Annotated in this window: 17 protein-coding genes, 1 tRNA gene and 1 other RNA gene; 7 read left to right on the top strand and 12 right to left on the bottom strand. The window is 47.9% G+C overall.

The window, feature by feature from the left end; genetic code table 11:
- Positions 1 to 166 precede the first annotated feature (166 nt).
- The 3 genes from QZ311_RS01440 to QZ311_RS01430 form a co-directional block, all read right to left on the bottom strand.
- Positions 167 to 1,144 (bottom strand): substrate-binding domain-containing protein, encoded by a 978-nt coding sequence (locus tag QZ311_RS01440; protein ID WP_297063114.1) that lies wholly within the window; start codon positions 1,142 to 1,144, stop codon positions 167 to 169.
- Between the two features lie 27 nt (positions 1,145 to 1,171).
- Entirely contained in the window at positions 1,172 to 1,423 is a 252-nt protein-coding gene (locus QZ311_RS01435; RefSeq protein WP_297063112.1) for a hypothetical protein, read from the bottom strand.
- 252 nt (positions 1,424 to 1,675) lie between these two features.
- Positions 1,676 to 2,164, bottom strand: a complete 489-nt coding sequence (locus tag QZ311_RS01430) for a GNAT family N-acetyltransferase (RefSeq protein ID WP_297063110.1) — start codon at positions 2,162 to 2,164, stop codon at positions 1,676 to 1,678.
- 162 nt (positions 2,165 to 2,326) lie between these two features.
- Here QZ311_RS01430 and QZ311_RS01425 point away from each other — a divergent pair, with 162 nt between their 5' ends.
- Positions 2,327 to 2,971, top strand: coding sequence for a sugar O-acetyltransferase (locus tag QZ311_RS01425; protein ID WP_297063109.1), 645 nt, complete (start codon positions 2,327 to 2,329; stop codon positions 2,969 to 2,971).
- A gap of 53 nt (positions 2,972 to 3,024) precedes the next feature.
- Here the strand turns inward: QZ311_RS01425 and QZ311_RS01420 are convergent.
- A tRNA-Met gene (locus QZ311_RS01420) sits at positions 3,025 to 3,096 on the bottom strand.
- A 196-nt stretch (positions 3,097 to 3,292) separates the two neighbouring features.
- On the opposite strand from QZ311_RS01420, the gene QZ311_RS01415 reads away from it, so the two are divergent.
- The 6 genes from QZ311_RS01415 (at position 3,293) to QZ311_RS01390 (ending at position 10,637) form a co-directional block, all read left to right on the top strand.
- Positions 3,293 to 4,057 carry a rhomboid family intramembrane serine protease gene (locus QZ311_RS01415; protein ID WP_297063107.1) on the top strand — a complete coding sequence of 255 codons (765 nt, stop codon included), beginning with the start codon at positions 3,293 to 3,295 and terminating at the stop codon, positions 4,055 to 4,057.
- Positions 4,044 to 5,000 (top strand): rhomboid family intramembrane serine protease, encoded by a 957-nt coding sequence (locus QZ311_RS01410; protein ID WP_297063105.1) that lies wholly within the window; start codon positions 4,044 to 4,046, stop codon positions 4,998 to 5,000. Before QZ311_RS01415 ends, QZ311_RS01410 begins: the two co-directional genes overlap by 14 nt.
- Positions 4,997 to 6,142, top strand: coding sequence for an endonuclease/exonuclease/phosphatase family protein (locus QZ311_RS01405; protein ID WP_297063104.1), 1,146 nt, complete (start codon positions 4,997 to 4,999; stop codon positions 6,140 to 6,142). The genes QZ311_RS01410 and QZ311_RS01405 overlap by 4 nt, the downstream gene beginning before the upstream one ends.
- Before the next feature lie 79 nt (positions 6,143 to 6,221).
- Complete coding sequence (locus QZ311_RS01400; RefSeq protein ID WP_297063101.1) at positions 6,222 to 8,399, top strand: M3 family metallopeptidase; 2,178 nt, start codon at positions 6,222 to 6,224, stop codon at positions 8,397 to 8,399.
- Positions 8,400 to 8,898: 499 nt separating this feature from the next.
- Positions 8,899 to 9,489, top strand: coding sequence for a sigma-70 family RNA polymerase sigma factor (locus QZ311_RS01395; protein ID WP_297063099.1), 591 nt, complete (start codon positions 8,899 to 8,901; stop codon positions 9,487 to 9,489).
- Between the two features lie 113 nt (positions 9,490 to 9,602).
- On the top strand, positions 9,603 to 10,637 hold the full coding sequence (locus tag QZ311_RS01390) for a hypothetical protein (protein ID WP_297063098.1): 1,035 nt from the start codon (positions 9,603 to 9,605) through the stop codon (positions 10,635 to 10,637).
- A 127-nt stretch (positions 10,638 to 10,764) separates the two neighbouring features.
- Here QZ311_RS01390 and ffs read toward each other — a convergent pair.
- From ffs to QZ311_RS01350, 8 genes are all read right to left on the bottom strand, one after another.
- Positions 10,765 to 10,864, bottom strand: an RNA gene (gene ffs, locus QZ311_RS01385) — signal recognition particle sRNA small type.
- 185 nt (positions 10,865 to 11,049) lie between these two features.
- On the bottom strand, positions 11,050 to 12,072 hold the full coding sequence (locus QZ311_RS01380; protein WP_297063096.1) for a hypothetical protein: 1,023 nt from the start codon (positions 12,070 to 12,072) through the stop codon (positions 11,050 to 11,052).
- Positions 12,073 to 12,547: 475 nt separating this feature from the next.
- Positions 12,548 to 12,817 carry a hypothetical protein gene (locus QZ311_RS01375; protein WP_297063094.1) on the bottom strand — a complete coding sequence of 90 codons (270 nt, stop codon included), beginning with the start codon at positions 12,815 to 12,817 and terminating at the stop codon, positions 12,548 to 12,550.
- Between the two features lie 36 nt (positions 12,818 to 12,853).
- A complete protein-coding gene (locus QZ311_RS01370) occupies positions 12,854 to 15,013 on the bottom strand; it encodes a cation:proton antiporter (RefSeq protein ID WP_297063092.1) in 2,160 nt (719 codons plus the stop codon).
- 213 nt (positions 15,014 to 15,226) lie between these two features.
- Positions 15,227 to 16,987, bottom strand: a complete 1,761-nt coding sequence (locus QZ311_RS01365) for a hypothetical protein (RefSeq protein ID WP_297063090.1) — start codon at positions 16,985 to 16,987, stop codon at positions 15,227 to 15,229.
- A 25-nt stretch (positions 16,988 to 17,012) separates the two neighbouring features.
- Positions 17,013 to 17,378 carry an HNH/ENDO VII family nuclease gene (locus QZ311_RS01360; protein ID WP_297063089.1) on the bottom strand — a complete coding sequence of 122 codons (366 nt, stop codon included), beginning with the start codon at positions 17,376 to 17,378 and terminating at the stop codon, positions 17,013 to 17,015.
- Positions 17,375 to 17,680: a hypothetical protein gene (locus tag QZ311_RS01355; protein WP_297063088.1), complete on the bottom strand. Its 306-nt coding sequence runs from the start codon at positions 17,678 to 17,680 to the stop codon at positions 17,375 to 17,377. The genes QZ311_RS01360 and QZ311_RS01355 overlap by 4 nt, the downstream gene beginning before the upstream one ends.
- Positions 17,681 to 18,291: 611 nt before the next feature.
- Positions 18,292 to 19,143 carry a WYL domain-containing protein gene (locus QZ311_RS01350; protein ID WP_297063086.1) on the bottom strand — a complete coding sequence of 284 codons (852 nt, stop codon included), beginning with the start codon at positions 19,141 to 19,143 and terminating at the stop codon, positions 18,292 to 18,294.
- Positions 19,144 to 19,448 lie beyond the last annotated feature (305 nt).

The following is a 19,448-nucleotide window of genomic DNA, read 5'->3' as shown; positions in this document are numbered from 1 at the left end:
TTTTCAATTCATTGTTATCTGTCCTGTCGACCGCGTCCCACCGACACACAGCCGGTCTACGACACGACAAACAAGGGCTCTACAAGAGCCTACTATTATAATCTAACGCAAAATACGACATTTTATTTCCAATATGCAAGAATCTGCATAATTTTTTTTGTCGCACTTATTCAACCGATACCATGCGCGGACGCAAAGTTGCCGGTAAAATACCTGTCATCTGAATCAGTTTCTGACCTTGGAAACCGGTAACAAAGCTATAGAAACGGTGTGTCGTCGTGCCACCGGGAGCAGTCGAAATCATATATACCGAACGGAACAGAGGATAGCTTCCGTCAAAAATATAGGCCTGATAGGGCTTATATGCCTGAACCACATCGTTTCCACGGATTTTAAGCACCTTCACATCCTGATTAAAATCAAGCATGGTGGTATCGCTCTTCTCGACAGCCTTCGCAAGCTCTTCAACAGATTGCTCGCGGCCTTTCATATCACTTGAGACCCAGCTGACACCGATCACACCCATGGCATTCTTGTTCTCAGCGACGGCCTTGAACACTTCTGGATTTTTCTTCACAGCCGAGACATTCGGGCCGAACGGGCGGCCGTTCATTATAGAATCACGCATATATTTCACCGTCGAGGATCCCTGATGATCAAAAATCACAGAGATTTCACCAAGCTTGCATGGTTCTACCTGATCCCAGCGGGTGACATCGCCCGAAAGTATTTCAGCAATTTCCTTGCGCGACAGAATCTCGACAGGATTCTGGGGATTCACTATAATGGCAAGAGCATCGACAGCGATGCGCTGCTGATGGACAAGCTTCTTGTTACTGCGAAGATAGCTCACCTCTTTTTCGGTAAGAGGGCGTGTCACAACCGCAGCTTTCACACTACCCATAGCCATAATGGAATCAATACAGGCATTTTCAGGAAGATAATATGCCACGACATCCTCTTTTGGATAAATGTACTCATAGACATTTATTTCCTGCTCCATGATGTTTTCAAACGACTCGTCACAGGCAACCTTGGCCAATGGAGCGGGCTGCATCGACGACGACTTCTTGCCACATCCGCTAAGAAGGGCAAGAAGTACGAACGCTGTGACAGCGGCTATGCTTTTCAATGCTGTTGTCATTATATTATAATATAATATGTATTACCGTTATTCAATCATATCGTGGTCGTTGCCATAACCGGGCTCTATGCCTTTGAACTGCCTGTAGGCACGCCATAAGCCATAAACTGTAAACAGACCGCCGGCAACCCAACGCATCCAGCTCCAGTTGGGGAAAAGTATATCAAAGAATCCGCAGAAGAATAGGATACCTACTCCCACATAAATAATAATCATTATAATCCCGAAGATTTTGCGCATTGCGGCAGGCGTTCCGGAAGAATTTCGTTGAGCACTCATAGCTGTATAGTTTAAAACGTTAAATTTTTAATTCATGCGTAGCCACTAAATGTTTACGCTTATAAATTTAACAATTGGTCATGACTAAAGTTCGCACCGTCTGACAATTAAACATCAATGTCAGTCATATTGCAAACAAACGCTGTAAAATTAATGAAAATATCTTAAATTACAGCTCTCCTTTCACTAAATTTCAAACCTTTAACACATCTCCCTTAGTCCGCAATCATCCACGCAGCCCCCGATACCCTCTTATTTTCTCAATTGAAATGCAAGTCTGGGCGAACCGTTATCGGTATGGATAATCCCACAGAAATTGAACGACGATTTTGCAATCCAGCGCCTCATCGGGACGTTGTCAGAATGAGTATCAATCCTTATATTGCCGATTTTAGACAGGCAATAGGCGAGACAGCAGTCAGCCACGCCTTTTTCGACACCTGCCGACGCTATACGATGGATTGTCCCATAGGCCGAATCGTCAAGCCACGCCCCTTCAATCTCAGCATATGTCGGATCAGAGCCTATGATGAAACTGAACACTCCGACAATCCGCCCGCCGGAGCCGGTTACGACATGACTGTATCCGTTTTCGATATCCGACTCAATCAGCTTTCGTTGGGGATAGCCGTTGCCCCATTGCCCCCGGTTACCACACACGGCCATAAAATTTTTCGCATGGTCATAAATGTCCATTATGACCTCGATATCTGAAATCTGTGATAAGCGTACTGTCAGCATAATACAATCGTAATGATAATTAACCGTTACAAAAATATGTATTTCCAACCGTTTTTTTGCAACGCACCGGATCTTTTGTCGGTCCGCCACAGTATTTTTTCATCAGATACTGACTATATTTGCAGAAAATATTCTGAAGAAGCTTTTTAATCCTTGATTTCTATGGATGTCAACGAGACTATCGGCAATTTACAGGCAGGAATGTGGGTTTATGGTTTTGGCGAAGAAATCCGCCGGCTACTGCTTGACACCGAAGAACTTTGCTTTGAACTCAACTCTTTGTCGCCTCGCCGCGAGACCGAACGGGCACATATCATCAAAGCTCTATTCGGCAAAATCGACGAACCCTTCACCATCCATTCTCCATTCCATTGCGATTTTGGGAAACATATCACCATCGGCAAGAACTTTGTGGCCAATTTCAATCTGACCATACTTGACGAAGCGAAGGTGACAATCGGCGACAATGTTTTCATCGGGCCAAACTGTGGCATCTATACAATCAACCATGCCTTATTGCCCGAACAGCGCAATGCCGGAGTCATGCGCGCACTCCCTGTCACAATCGGCAATAATGTCTGGCTTGGCGCAAATGTAGTGGTACTGCCCGGGGTCACAATAGGCGAGGGTTGTGTCATCGGCGCAGGCAGTGTCGTCACCCATAGCCTGCCTCCATTCACACTCGCGACAGGAAATCCATGTCGAGCCCGCCGCTTAATCGACAAGTCTGACAATGTCGTCCCAATTAAAAAAATCCACACAGCCATCATCGGGGCTGAGCTTCCACACAAGAAGCCTGACCGATAAAACATCCGGGTAAAAAATAAACGACACCCGATTAATTCGAATGTCGTTCTTAGTGGCGGGGACAGGACTCGAACCTGTGACCTTTGGGTTATGAGCCCAACGAGCTACCACTGCTCCACCCCGCGATGTCATTTTCGTGGTGCAAAGGTAGAGACTTTTTCATTAATAGCAAAATTTTAGCCATGAATATTGTGTTAAAATTATTTAATCGCTCAATTGCCGTCCCATTTTTTACTCTTTTATCCGTTATATGTGAAGAGAGAATCAATTTTAATTGTCCGCACAAGGTTTTTTCGATGCGGATTTCGTAAATTTGCACTTATGCACAACGGATCATCATTTTTTTCGCAGATACCGCCGGTCACAAAAAATCTGATTATCATCAACCTGATAGTCTGGCTGGCGATGTTCGTATTGCCGGGTCGTCTCGGCACAGGTCTTGAAAACTTCGGAGGTCTCCACTATTTTCTTGCATCCGACTTCAACCCTGCACAGCTTATAACATACATGTTCATGCACTCCACCCAGAGTTTCGCACACATATTTTTCAATATGTTTTCTCTTTGGATGTTTGGCATGGCGCTTGAACGCACGCTCGGCAGCGCGCGCTTCCTGTTCTATTACGTATCGTGCGGCGTCGGAGCGGCTCTTGTTCAGGAACTCGTATGGGCTCTTACATGGGAAGACACTATGGTGAGCCTGCTTGCAAAATACAACGCAATTGACTTTCCCGAGGCGCGTGAGTACATCGGACATCTCATGTCGACACCCGACGGCAAAGCGGCAATCGCCCAAAACCTCAATATGTTCGTGACCATCGGCGCGTCAGGAGCAGTCTACGGCATATTGCTCGCATTCGGCATGCTATATCCCAATGCTCCTCTCTACCTATTCTTTATCCCTGTGCCGATAAAAGCCAAATGGATGGTAATCGGCATGGGAGCAATCGAGGTCCTCATCGGACTGAGCGAAGCAGCAGGCAAGGCAGACGGCATCGCACATTTCGCACACCTCGGTGGCATGATTTTCGGACTCCTCATAATTCTCTACTGGAAAAAGAAAGGAACTTTCCATGGGGGTTACTGATACGATGAAGCAGATGCGCCGCTCGTTTGACGGCTCAACAATGTTGATGAAAATCATATGGATCAACATCGGCATTTTCATATTGCTGCGCGTGTCAGCGATAGTCTGCATGTTTGCAGGCAGCCCGGATTTCATAAACATCATCATGAGCTACATCCAGCTGCCAAGCGACCCTGCGATACTCGTCACACGCCCGTGGACGATAGCTACATACATGTTCGCGCAGTACGACGTCCTCCACATACTCTTCAATCTCCTATGGCTCTACTGGTTCGGGACACTGTTCATGATGGTGGCAACCCAGCGCCAGCTTTTCGCCCTCTACATACTCGGAGGTCTCGGAGGAGCGTTTCTTTTTCTCGTATGCTATGCCATCATGCCGGTCTTCGCGTTTCATAGCGCGATGCTTATCGGCTCTTCAGCCTCAGTCATCGCAATTGTCACAGCGACCGCCATACTAATGCCCGACTTCAGGATGCACCTGCTGTTCATCGGCTCTATATCCCTGAAATGGATTGCAATCGCGACTATAGCCCTTGTGCTCATCGGAGTCACAGGAAACAATGCCGGAGGTGAAATCGCCCACATCGGCGGAGTGCTGACCGGAGCGATATACGCCTTGAGGCTGAAACGCGGCCACGACATAACAGGCCCGTTTAACCGAGCCTTTGACCGCATGGCAAACCTATGGAACAGGTTCGCCTCCACCGTCTGGGGAAGTTTCTCTTCAAAAGCCAAGAACTCCGCACCCAATCAGGCTTCCGGGCGGCGACAATATCAAGCCGACACGACTCCCCCACCCTATGGCAAAACCCCGACTTGCGACGACAACGACCGTGAAGTGCTCGACGCAATTCTCGACAAAATAAAGAAATCAGGCTATTCAGCCCTAACACCTCAGGAACGACAGCGACTCTTCGATGTAAGCCGAAAAATAAAATGAAATTTCCCACCCCACATAAACCGGTAAGATCAACCATTCTTGCATTGGGCGTCGGCCTTAATTTGGCCGTGGCAATGCTCACGATATTTTCGGCTTACGGCGGAACATTCAACCCGGAAGAAAGAGTCATCGCCTCGATGGCAGCCATGGTGCTCCCGCTCCTGCTTATTGCAGGCATCGTCCTGAGTGCCATAGACCTTCTGTTCGACAAACGCCTCATTCTTGTAATTGCAGCCGGATGGGCAGTTTCCCTCCCTTCCATACTCGTCTTCTCACCCCTGCACTTCTGGAAACCGTCACTGACCGAGCAGCAGCAAAAAGACTCGTTTACTTTTCTGACATACAACGTGCTTCATTTCTGGGACTTCCGTGGAGAAGACTATCCCGGAGTGGAAAGAAATGAAACCCTCGATTATATTCTTTCTACAGATGCCGATGTCGTAAACATACAGGAATACGACGTCCTCGACACTAAAGGCCCTTGGAAAATCAAAGAATCGCAGGTCGATTCGCTCAAAACCCTCTATCCGTATCAATATACCGATCTGGACCTCAAATACGCTCTTTTTTCCAAGTACCCGTTTGAACAAATCGAACTTCATACCCCACGCGAAGCAAGATTGGCAATGCTTGGATTCAAGCTCAACATAAAAGGGCATGAAATCCACCTCATCAACGTCCACCTTAAATCAATCGGGCTCACACCCGAGGACAAGACTCTCTACAAGGAAGCCCTTGACCTGCCGGCAACCAAATCCGAGCTTAAACGCGAACTCAAGGAAGTGAAATCACAGCTCCTGTCCAAACTCTCGGAAGCTTTCAAGATACGGACCATACAGGCCCGTACCGCAAGAAACATCGTCGATTCCATCGGAGGGCCGTTTATAGTTGCAGGCGACTTCAACGATATCCCAAACTGCTATGCGGTCCGCACAATCAAAGGGAAAGACATGCACGACGCATATGCCGAGGCTGCCTTCGGACCGACAATAACATATCATGGCGATAAGTTCTACTTCCGCATAGACCAGATTCTCTACCGAGGACCGTTCAAAGCTGTAGATATCGAACGCGGCGACATTTCGTCGAGCGACCACAACCCGCTTCTCGCAACGTTCGTCTTCGACAGGGAGAAACAATAACACGATTCTCCGATCCGCCTCCTTCATACACTTATTCAATATACCACGAAAACAATTTATCACATTAAATAATCCTGCGATGAATAAAATTCTAACCGCCGCGCTCGGAGCTGTAATGCTTCCGGCGGCACTTAGCTTCCCGACCGACATGTATGCACAGACACGTCAGAATCCGTTCATGGTTCCCTACGAGACTCCATTCGGGATTCCGCCTTTCGACAAAATCACCTATGACGACTACCTTCCTGCAATCGAGAAAGGTATAGCCGACAAAAAAGCCGAAATCGAGGCTATCGCCAACAATCCGGCCACTCCGACTTTCGACAACACCATCCTTGCGATGGAAAAAAGCGGCGCGCTGCTTGAAAAAGTAATGCTTGTGTTCGGTGCGCTCGACGAGACAGACAACAACGAACACATGCTCGCTATCTCCGAGAAGGCCTATCCAATGGTCTCGGCCGCTTCCGATGAAATCATGATGAACGACAAGCTGTTCAAGCGTGTCAAGTATCTCTACGACAACCGCGACAAACTCAATCTCGACGGTCCGCAGAAACGTGCGGTCGAACTCTCCTATAAGAGCTTCACCCGCAACGGCGCTCTCCTTTCAGCCGAAAAGAAGGAAGAACTCAAGACTGTGAACAACGAACTGACCCAGCTCTTCCTCTCATTCAATAAAAATCTCCTCGCAGCGACCAACAAGTTCGAGCTTACAGTCACCGACCCTGCCGAACTCAAAGGCATCCCCGCCGGAATCGTCAGCACCGCTGCCGAAGAAGCTGCGAAACGCGGCAAAAAAGGCCAGTGGGTTTTCACTCTCCATGCCCCAAGCCGTCTGCCGGTTCTTAAATATGCCGACAGCCGCACGCTACGCGAAAAAATGTATAAAGGCTACATGAATCTTGCCTCCGAAGCTCCTTATGACAACCGCCCTGTCATCGGCAACATCGTCAAAGCACGTTCAAAAAAGGCCGGTCTTCTCGGCTTCGACGATTTCGCGTCCTATATGACAGACAAGGTGATGGCCAAGACTCCCGAAGCCGCTCGCAACCTCCTGCTCCAGATCTGGAGTCCGACCAAGGACAAAGTGGCCGAAGAAGTCGCAGAGATGCAGGCCTACATCGATGAATCGGGCGAGAAATTCAAGCTTGCTCCATGGGACTACTATTACTATGCCGACAAGGTACGTAGCAAGAAATATGCCCTCGACGAGAACGAGGTCAGCGCTTATTTCTCTGTCGACAACGTGCGCAAAGGAATCTTCACCCTTGCCGAACGCCTCTACGGAGTGACATTCACCGAACTTCCCGATGCGCCCAAATACAATCCCGAAGTCAACGTCTACGAAGTCAAGGACAAGGACAACAACCATGTCGCCGTGTTCATGACCGACTACTTCCCCCGCCCCTCAAAGCGTCAGGGCGCATGGATGAGCGAATTCAGAGGCGCATTTGAAGATGCCGACGGTACTTCCGCACGCCCCATCGTCTACAACGTGGGCAACTTCACCCGTCCGACAGCCGACACTCCCGCCCTCCTTACCATCGACGAGGTGCAGACCATGTTCCACGAATTCGGCCACGGACTCCACGGAATGCTCACCAAAGCGAAGCTCCGCAGTCAAGCAGGCACAAACGTCGACCGCGATTTCGTCGAGCTCCCCTCTCAGATCACCGAACACTGGGCCTTGGAACCTGAACTCCTGAAAGAATACGCCTTCCACTACAAAACCGGCAAAGTCATCCCCGAATCACTCATCAAGAAGCTCGAAGCCGCCTCTACCCACAATCAGGGCTTTGAAATGACCGAACGTGTGACTGCCGCACTTCTCGACCTCGAATGGGGAGCGCTCAACCCCTCCGACAGCGACAACATCGACATCGACCAATTCGAAAAGCAGGTCGCTGCCAAACTCGACATGCCTTCACAGATTGCCTACCGCTACCGCTCGCCCTACTTCAAACACATCTTCGGCGGTGACGGATATGCCTCCGGCTACTACACCTATCTGTGGGCCGAAGTGCTCGACACCGATGGCTTCGAACTCTTCACCGAAAAGGGAGTCTTCGACCCGGCTACCGCTAAGTCATTCAAGGAAAACATTCTTGAAATGGGCGGCAGCGAAGACCCGATGACATTGTTCAAGCGCTTCCGCGGCCATGAGCCCAAAGTCGACGCCCTCCTGCGTCTCCGTGGACTTGCTCCCCGCAATGAAGCTGCAAAAGGTGGCGATATCAACATCCCCGGCGGCAAATAAAGCCATACCCCTAAATTCATAATTAATGTTAAAAGAAGCTCATTATGCTTTTTAACATATCCCCAAAGATAGGCCATTCCAAAAGAATGGCCTATCTTTGTTTCAGCAATTAAATCGGATACATAACAATTTGCGAAACCCTAAAATTCACATGTAACGTATTTATTCTAAACTATTGCATTATGTTAGAAACAACCTACGTTAACTAATAAGTGAATCATAGGTTACGAATCCGGCCACTCGTGAGAGTAGCCGGATTTCTTGTCTGCACAAACAGACCTGCCGCCATCACTTACTCCAACATCGCAGAATTATTGCATAGCAATCTGATTTTATGGGGTTAAATAATGTCAATTATATTGTAAGTACTGCGAATAATACCTACTTTTGCGTAGGATACACGGATTTATTGTATCAACAATTCTCATTTTTAATATTTTTAACTAAATTTTAACCGCCTATAGACACACTGCTACTCTAACCAATCAAAACCGATAAAATGGAACAACTGACTAAGCTTACTGACCGGGATCTGGTCGCCGCTTATGCCAACAACAATAATGAAGCATTCGACGTACTTCTCCAGCGCCATCAGCAGAAAGTATATTCCTATATCTTACACATTGTGAAAAACAAGGATGTCGCCGACGACATTTTTCAGGAAACTTTCGTCAAGGCAATCATGACTATCAAACAGGGCAGATATATGGAGCACGGAAAATTCTCCGGATGGCTAACCCGTATCGCCCACAATCTAATAATCGACTATTTCCGTCAGGAAAAAATCGAAAATGCCGTGTCGGCCGACGAAGAAGGAACCAACATACTCAACCGGCGTGACCTCTGCGAAGGGAACATCGAGGATGTCCTCGTCAGCACACAGATTGACGAAGATCTCCGTCGCATAGTCATGGCCCTCCCCGATGCCCAGCGCGAAGTGCTCGTGATGCGGTTCTACCGAAACATGTCGTTCAAGGAAATAGCCGAAGCGACATCCGTCAGCATCAACACAGCCCTCGGGCGAATGCGCTATGCGATCATGAACATGCGCCGCATTGCAGCTGAAAACAAAATTGCATTGGCCATCTGATTCCATCAGACCGCGCCAATGCCATTCCTCTCATCCCTACGTATCATCACCTCTTCTCCTGCCGCCCTACTCCTCCACGCGCCATCTGCATCTCATCAATTCCGATAAAAAACATGTCACGTTTCAAGTTTCGCAATCTCACTCTACTCCTGCTCTCAATCCTGACCGCCATGCCTGTGGCAGCCGTGGAAACCAAACAGAATGTCGACCTCACCCCACAGCTCCACGGTGTCATCCGCCCGCGCTGGGAAATGGACACAAAAGGTGGTGAAAACCGTTTCCAGCTCCGCAACGCACGTCTGAGCGTCAACGGAATGCTCGCTCCTGAAATCGACTACTATTTTCAGGCCGATTTCTGCGACAGAGGCAAAATCCTGTTTCTCGACGGTTGGGGACGCATAGCCATCACTCCCGCACTGAAATTTCAGGCCGGACAGTTCCGCATCCCCTTCGGCACTGACTGCTTCCGTGGTCCGGGCAACTACATCTTCGCCAACCGCTCATTTATCGGCGGGACGATGAACAACGTCCGTGGCGTAGGCGCAAAACTCTCCTACACCTTCGCCCTTCCCGAAAGCTCGTCGCTGCTCGTCGAAGCCGGAGCATTCAACCCGACGACAATCACCGACCAGAACATCTGGGTCAAAAAAATGGCCTATGGAGGCAAAGCCCTTTATTCGGTAGGCAACGTGAAATTAGCCGCCGGAGCTGAAACCCTCATCCCGGATTCAGTCCGCATTAATTCCCTGACCGCATCCGCCACTTGGTCCTGCGGACGCTGGACCGTTGAAGGCGAATACCTCAACAAACACTACGTCAACAACGCCCACAAAGCAGCCCACGGCTATAACTTCTTTGCCGACTACGCCTTCCCGGTTAATGCCGGCGTATTCAACCGCGCCTCAGTCCAAGCACGCTTCGATGGCATGACAGCCCACAGCAACGGCCTGCGCAACGACCTCGGCCTCCTCTCGACCACCCATTCGGCCCGCAACCGCATCACCGTAGGCGGAACTCTTTCATATAACTACAAAGCCATCCACTGCGACCTCAGGCTTGACTACGAAAAATATTTCTACCACCACGATGCCACAGTCCCTGTCGGCGGCGGTGACAAGATATGCGCCGAAATGGTCATTAAATTCTGACGGCAGGCTATCAGCCACCCAAGGAATCTCTCAGCTTGAGACAAAAAACATATCTGCGCAAGTGACTTTATCGGTCGCTTGCGCAGATATGTTTTTCCGGCCTTTTGCCGGAACATTACTACAAAAAAAAGGGTAAGCTGACTACATCGCACCGCTACAACCCGATACCGTTGCTTCGATCAAGACCTGGCGGGGTTTTCGGGGAGCTGGTCGTGTAGGACTTACCCGGCTGCAAAGGTACGACTTTTTTCTGAATCCGCAAGCATTTTCGGCGGTTTAATTTCGCGACTTCACGTATTTCATTAGCTATATGCCTATTATCTCAGAGTGTCACGCCCACCGACAGCGCTAAATAAAAACTGCCGGAGCACCATACGCCCATCAATATTCCGAGCCACGAAGTCAGTCGTCATTATTTTTCGGGTCGGTAAGCGCCATCTCCATTCAGCCAACATCCGTCGACATAGAGAGGATAGCCGTAGCCGAGAGGCTTGAACGGATTATCCATAAAGTCTATGAGGCTGTCAACCGTCGTACCGACACGGGCATTCTGCGTCACATCATCTATGATAAATGTATAAATTTCCGATCCGCGAAGCACTCCATCCTCCTCACTGAATTCCTCTTGCAACGTCCTTCCACCAAGTCCCTTGAAACAGGCCATCACATCGGCATACTCCTTATCACTAACCACGACGAAATATGCCGATGCCCCATAAGTCAGACTTTTGATGTAGACAAGGCTGTCGGCATCGGCAGGAGCAGTCTTGAAAATACCGTCAGCCGGTGTCTCCAGTGTGACTGTCATGCCCTTAAACACCGCTTTGCCAAACATCAGACTCCCGGGGCTCTCGATGCCCGAACGCAGACGGATGCTCTCGGCAATTCCTTCGGCAAACTTCACATTATCCGAGAAAAAATACTTCAGATTGTCCATCGACTCCAGATTGCAAAAGCCATAGACTCCCGGCGAATGTTTGTCAGCTATAAAGTCAGCATATTCCTGCGAACGTATTGTCGCTTTTATAAAATCAACATAATTTATCGACCGGGGAATATAGTCATTCGCCATATAGTCACTCCAACCGTTCCCAAATGTAGCGATAATCCCTGCTTGGTTCTTGTCACCTGTCACCTCATCATCAAAACTGTTTCCGAAACAATCACTCTTACATACACAGCCCACATAAAGACCATCAGACGGAGGCATGGGGATGCTTTCGTTTCTATCATCTATCCCAAGATAGCGTGTACCTATAAAAGTCTGGCTGTCCGGCATACCTGTCTCGACAATATAGTCCCAGTGCGGACTGAATGTCTCCTCATCGCCCGGCTTTTCATTGCCCGGACGGCCGGGACTGTCATTATTGTCACAGGATGTCACTAATACGCATGATAAAAATAATAGTAAAAGGCGTATAATTTGTAAGTTCATAATATGATATTTTTAATTCAGAACATCTATCGTCTTAACGATGAATGCACTGAATATTTATTAAATTTACTAATTGATTAACCAATGCAAACCTGTGCCGCCACAGCTGTGCCGTCTATCATTTGTGTAACCCGGATTAAGGATAATGGTAACATCTATTTTACTGTTTATTTTACAATCCATAATGCCAACATGAGCTGAGAAAACAGCACTATCCACATTACCATGTATTTATACTTGCTATTTTTACCCATAATATAAGTTACACACGTAATAATAGCCCATATGTCTACTATTACATTTCTATCGTTGATTGAGCCTGTACTTATTTCCCATATCATATAGCAAATAGCCACAATCAAGCCAACGACTACCACACATTGATAAAATATGCTTGTGTATATATCGAATATATTCTTTGAAATGGATGACATATTTACCTCATATTACTATTTCAACGCAAGTTTGACGAAAATTAAATGATTGAGAAATTGGCGATTAGTGGCAATAGACTCTCGTATCTAACGTTTTTACTGATATAATTTTCCTTTTTTGACTTCGGGAGGACATTTCTCGCATCCTGAAATTTCCTATTTCTCAAACAAATAGGCCCGAGAGAGGCGGAATCAGGATGCTCCGTCATCACCGCCTCAGCTTCGTAGAGTGTGCGGTCGGCAGAGCCTGAGCATCCGGCAACGGCAAATAGCGAGAGAAGCGTAATGATTGACAGAATGAATTTTTCCATAACTACATCCTGGGGGAGATAGAATCGTCGGCCGGTTCACTTCCTTCCATATGCCTTACGCAACATCTTGCGCAGACGGCGGAGCTGGTTCATGGCGAAAAGGAATACAGGATTGGGTGGCGAAACGATATCGGTAGCCATCGTCTCGGCCATGGTCATCGGAGGCTCAGAGCCGAACTGACCCGGATAGATCACGATAAGGTTGTTGCCTGCAAGATATTTCTGCAGATATTCGGGGACGGCATCCATGTCGCTGTCAAACGACACCGACGAACGTCGCGCCGAAATGACGATAAGCAGGTCGTCGTCGTTAATATCATTTGACTTGATGACAAAGTCGTCGTAGCTCTCCACGGTCGAAAACGACATCCGTATGCCCAGTTTGCTCTGGGTGATTACGGTGCGTATGAGAGGCGCGGTCGAATCCTCACACCAGAACTCCACGCGACATCCCACCTGACGGCCGAGATTACCGACGGCCTGCACCCAGCGGCGGAAACCGGTCTCGAACTGCGCCTTTTTGGGGACAGCCACCAGTATGCGCGTCACGGTGGCGAGCGGAATGAAGCAGCGCGACATGACCACCATGCGGTTGGTCGAGCGCAGCAGCTGCTCGATTTTCTCGCCGAGGAAAGAGTCGATGATGCTCGTGCGGCGGTGGATTCCGAGAACGAGCTCGGTTATGTCGCGTTCCTCCATGGTGTTGAGCACACCGGTGATGAAATTGAGGTCGAAACGCTCGATTGCAGTAAGACTTGTCTCGACAGCGGCGGCCGCACGCTCGGCAACGTCGAGCGAATTGCGCCCGATGGCCTTTGACGAGGCGGAATTGTCGTTGCGGACATGAAGGGCATAAAGGTCGCCGGTCACTGATGTGTCGGGGAAACGCATCGAAAGCGCAAGGTCGACAATCGAGGGGGCGGTCAGCGGATTGGAGATGGCCACAAGAGTGCGCGGATGCGCGGTCGAATCATCCTTGACGCCCTCCTCATCGTCCTGCTCAAGCAGCTGGACCTTAAGGCGCGAGGCTGCACGCTCCGTTCCGAACGACGACACGGTGCAGGTGACAAGTATCATCACCACCGTTCCGTTGAGCACAGTCACGTCAAACAGGTGCATTTCATAGCCGATCATGACCACTGCGAGCGCCACAGCCGTGTGTGCGTTGGACAGCTGATACATTATCGAGCGGTCAATCGGAGTGAGCCTGTAGACCTTCTGTGTCACCCATGCGGCAATCCATTTCGAGAGCATTGCCACGGCGCTCATAACCGCTGCGGTGTAGAGCGTGGACCACCCGTCCATCACCACGTGGAGGTCAATCAGCATCCCGACTCCAATAAGGAAATAGGGGATGAAAATGGCGTTGCCGACAAACTCCAGCCGTCCCATCAGCGGCGAGCGTGCCGGGATGAAGCGGTTGAGCACCAGTCCGGCAAAGAATGCGCCGAACACCCCTTCGAGACCGATGAACGAGGCAAGGGCGGCAGCCCCGAAGACCATCACCATGACATAGATGAACTGGGCTATGCCGTCGTTGTAGCGTTTGAAAAAATAACGCGTGACACGCGGATAGATGTATATCAGCCCCACACAGTAGAGCGCAAGATAACAGATGACGGGGATGAGCGAGGTGACCGATCCGTCGCGGTAGACACCGAGGACGCCCGCAAGCACGATGAGCGAGCCGAGCACGGTGACGATAGTTCCGGCGATGGCTATCACGACGGCAGGCGATTTCGTCACCCCGAAGCGTGTCACTATAGGATAGGCAATCAGCGTGTGTGCGGCAAACATCGAGGCGAGCAGCGTGGCTTCAAGGAAGTGCATCCTAAGGGCTGCCATAGCCACGAGAGCGCCCAGTATCAGCGGTATGACAAATGTGAACAGGCCGAATGTCAGTCCCTTGCGCAGATTTTTGCGCAGGTGGTACATGTCGATTTCTATACCAGCGAGAAACATGAGGTAGAGAATGCCGACCTGTCCGAAGACCTCGAAACTCATGTCGCGCGCCAGAAGGTTGAAGCCGTGAGGCCCGACGACGACACCCGCCACTATCAGACCGATGACGTGGGGAATCCTCAGACGGCTCAGGACGAGCGGAGTCAATAGGATTATAGCCATCACGGTAAGGAATATCGGGACGGGAGCAGTGATCAGCGGGGCAGTGGCCGGTATGGCGAGCGATAGCAACATAGTGATGCAAAATTAGCTAAAAGCCCGCAATTATCGAAATACCCGGCCATGAAAAGAGCAAAGCACAGCCTGAAGCGCAAACCGGAGATGAAAGTTTTTTTCTGAAACCGACAGGAAAGAAATTACAACAGAGGTGTTCCAGAACCTGAAACACCTCCGAAGAAAAATCAAAAAATATTTTATAAAATCCCAAATAGAGAGACCATGTTAAACTCAATCATCCGAACTATTAATTTCAAAATCAAATCTTTGATTCTTACTATTAGTCAGTTGCCCCTTCATCTTCACAGCTCCAGCCTCATCAAACTCTAAAGTACCATTCCAACTGGCACATTTTAAACCTTCCTGAGTGGTCTCATCTAAAGTAAACACATTAGTATTACACTGCTCATTATATCTGCCATTAAGATTGAGCACAGCACTATATGGTTTACCATTTTTCAAATAGATGTAATCACCCGATATTTCTTTGGTAGAATTATTAATCGTGAAATTTACCTTCACATCATTATTCCCAATTTTTCCCAACAATATATATATTGATTTTGGCATATCAACAAAATAGTCGGGGCTGTAACAAGTGTCAGCCTCAACAACTATCTCCTCATCAGGAATTGCTTCATTTTCATTGGCTTCATAAGATTCCCCGATATTCATATATCTGTTAATTATACGTTCCGGATTCATATTAAGCGTATTGGAAGATTCTATGATTTTAGTTGTAAGCTCGGCATTAATATCTCCCTCCATCCTCAGTTGAGGGATGATAAAGAAAAACCATGTGACGACAAACGATATGACAAATACACAGATATTGGCTATATATTTCCATGCATTATACTTTGCCTTTATCGCATTTACTTTGTATTCACATTCTCCGTAAGCACCTAACGCGTGTAAAGCAGCATTACCTAAATTTTGTAAAATGCCATCACCCTTTTTCCACCTTACACGACGAAGGAAACTGTCAATCGCCTCTTTTTTAGCGACGTCTATCGCATTGGCAATTCTCAAGGAGATAATAAAACTGATAATCAACACAATAATCACATCCCAAAATATATCAGAGGATATTTCTTTAATCTGTGATTTTGTCCGTTCTATAACAAGATTCTTTAGAGTCGAATCTATTTCTATCGGACTGTCTCCGGGAATAATACTGAAATCCGGGATAGACAACTCGTCGCCCATGATCTCAGACTCTTCACAGACAACATTCTTATAGTTGTTGACGCGCTGAACATAATAGGACTCACATTTTACGCCTAAATCAGATGTATTCAGTTCAGCAAGAAAATCTTGAGCAAAATCTTCATCTGACTTTGTATAATATTTCCATGTATTAGGAATCGCCGTAAACAATGTATATTTACTTTCTATAAAACCGTCAACTTCTTCGCTGACATAATCGGAAATAATATCCGGAAGTTTTTCTCCAAACTTATGATTTCGCTTCAATCTGATATCATCATAGGTTTTGCTGAGACTCGCGAAATAGGCTTCTGCGTCCTGCTGCATTTTATGGAGCTTTTGCATATCCATATTATAGCTTTCCTCGGAGATATAGCCGTTACTGCTGACTTTCTGCTCTATAACAGCGGCAAACTCCTGAATCGCAGCAGCTTTGGATTTGCGTGCGCGTTCAATCTGCGCGCTGCCCTTATCTGTCAAGTCAAAATCTTGCTTATCATCTTTAATGGAGTTCAATTTGTCCTTATCCTTATTTCTGCAAGCAATAAGGATTTCCCTAAGTTTTTCCGTCAAATCTGAATCCTCGTCAATCAAGTAGAATCTCATCTTGACAAGCGATTCTTTTGGAACATTTGTCAGACTGCTGAGACTGTCAAGTGAAGTATGCTCCATTACTAATTCATCATATAAGGATGAATAGTCTGCATTTTGCAAGTCTGAGTCATTGTCACCACATGAAGTTAGCAGCAACACTACAGACAATAGAAATAGTATTCTTTTCATATTTATACTGAATTTTAAGGGTTCGTTATAATAGATAATCTATATATTCCGCAATTTCCTTATACATAGGAGCTCTTTCCTTTTTACTAAACTCGTTTCGGTTTATCTCGCTTCCCTTACGAATAGGATGCAAAACCGACGATTGCGTTTTATGATCTTCAGCCATCAACGCAAAATACTTTGGATCAGACTTTTGTCCGCCATGATGAAGCTCAAATGCACTATACCCATGATCTGCAACATTTTTATTTGTCGGGTCCTTATATAGTGGAGCTAACCCACGTTTCATTCGACCGAGATTAGTCTCGCAACCGTCTTTTACATATCGCGGATTACCGTTGTGGAATTTCACAGGGTCAAAATCACCAGTATACTTCCTCGAGACTTTCATATTTCACGATAACCACCCTTAGAGAAAACCGCTGCCACTTCTTTTGTCATGGACTTTACCACAGTGGGGCTCAGACCACGTGCAGTCGATTTAGCTGCCGTCTTCGCAAGGCTACGGGCCGTTCCTTTTCCGGCATCCTTACCTACAGTCTTCACTGCTTTCTTCGCTCCTGCTTTTTCGGCTCGTTTTACCTCTTTTTTTATAACTTGTTTTCCTATGGTCTTCGCCACTTGCCCATCCGAATATAGTGGGCATAAAAACATTAAAGTTACAAATATTGCTATTATAGTCTTATATCTCATATAATTGAATACTATATTAAAAAACATATCAAAAAAAAGAACACTGACACATTTCAAGTCTTGCATCTCAGGGTAGGCTCTGGAAAATGCCTTGGAATGAAACAAAACGAAGAAAATGCTGTCAGTGTCCCTCGAATCGAGGACACACAAAACTTTGCACACAGTGCAGGCGTGAGCCTACACTGATTAGCCGCATTTTTATCATATTCATTCCGCTGTCGAGAAATTTTCCAGATTTACCCTTGGTGATTACGATAAAATGTCAAAGCTTGTGGCTTAATATTTTGGGGAGTCGGTCAATGCCCGGTTCTTGATAATACGATGTTAAGGTTAATAATCAGTGGTTGACGGCTACCTCGATGGTAGCGTAGTGCAAATATAATCATTTTCCTTCCACATTTGCAATATCAGGATGGGGTTTAACGCTATCCCGACCGCATTTTCTTCGATGTATCCGCAAAATTAAACCACGGGTGTTTCAGTGTTTGAAACACCCGTGGTTTAATTTTCATAATGCGATTGCGCAGTGCCGGGGGGAATTTATTCAGAACGTCACCCCTTTGTAGCCTGACAGCAAGAATTTCTGTACACCGACCATGATTCCTTGTTTTTCAGCTGTTGCGCTGTCGGATGATGTCGGCTTCCGAAGCGAGCTGTCCGCGCAGCCACGAGGGAGCGACGACCTCGATGGCCGGCCCGTAGGAACGGAGCTTCATGATGAAGTCAATGGTCGGACGGACGAAGATCGCAAACGTGTCGGGCTCTCCCTCGACCTCCTCCTGCGAGTGGTGGAGCGGAAGCGAGCGGACATAGTTGGCCTGACCGTCGAGGACCTTTATGACAATGCGCTCCGGGGCTTCGTCGGTCATCACGCCTACGGAGTGGACAAACAGTCCGTCGACATCGAGACCGGCGGGAAATTCAAACGTATCCTGCGTCGGGGTGAGCTCCCTGATGCGGTCGAAGGCGTAGGGGCGGATGCGCCCGTCCTCTCCCTCGCCGATGAGATACCACCGGTTCATGCTCTGCTTCACGGCGTAGGGCATGATGCGGAACGTCGAGGGGACATTGTGGGGATTGAAACCGGCATAGCTCATCGTCATCACCTGCCCTGCCTGCATAGCCTCGACAGCAACGGCGAGTTTCGGACCACCCGACGGCGAATGCTCCGGCAGAATCCGGCCTGCCAGCGTGCGGCTCTCGCCGACGGTGTTGACAAGGCCGAGCGTGTCAAGGAGCCACGTCTGCAAGCGTCCGTCGCAATCGTCCTGAGCGATGTAATAGACATTCCCCCGCGCCGCGTCACACTCCAGCGCTATACCGAACAACTCCCTTATCCCCTCGCGGTAGCGGTAAAACGTGGAGCGCGACAGCGGCGACCCGTCGTTGAGCGGCGAATCCTCCCACCTCCGGCTGATTTCTCCGAAGGTCAGCCGCCCGTCAAAGCGCGCAATCGTATTCACAAGCCAAATATATCTTTGTATGATGGGTAAAGTCGACATGATTTCAATCTGTTTTTTCGTTTACACCCGCAAAATTACAACGCAGGTGTTTCATTTCGTGAAACACCTGCGAGAAAGTTTAGAATTTGAACTTTCTTTTTCAGATTTAGCTACTCTATTTCATTAAATCTTTAAAAATTTTGATAAGAGTGCCAACTAAAGTCCCAACATCTTCAGGTTCGACGTCCTTAATAGCATCATGTTTTCCTATAAGAACACAGTTAATTTAAATTTTAGTTTTATTTAATTTCCAAAAATTGAAAGAA

It is taken from the genome of uncultured Duncaniella sp. (assembly GCF_910578445.1).
Lineage (GTDB): Bacteria > Bacteroidota > Bacteroidia > Bacteroidales > Muribaculaceae > Duncaniella.
Note: the sequence above shows the minus strand (reverse complement) of the source record. Positions and strands in the feature narration are given on the sequence as shown.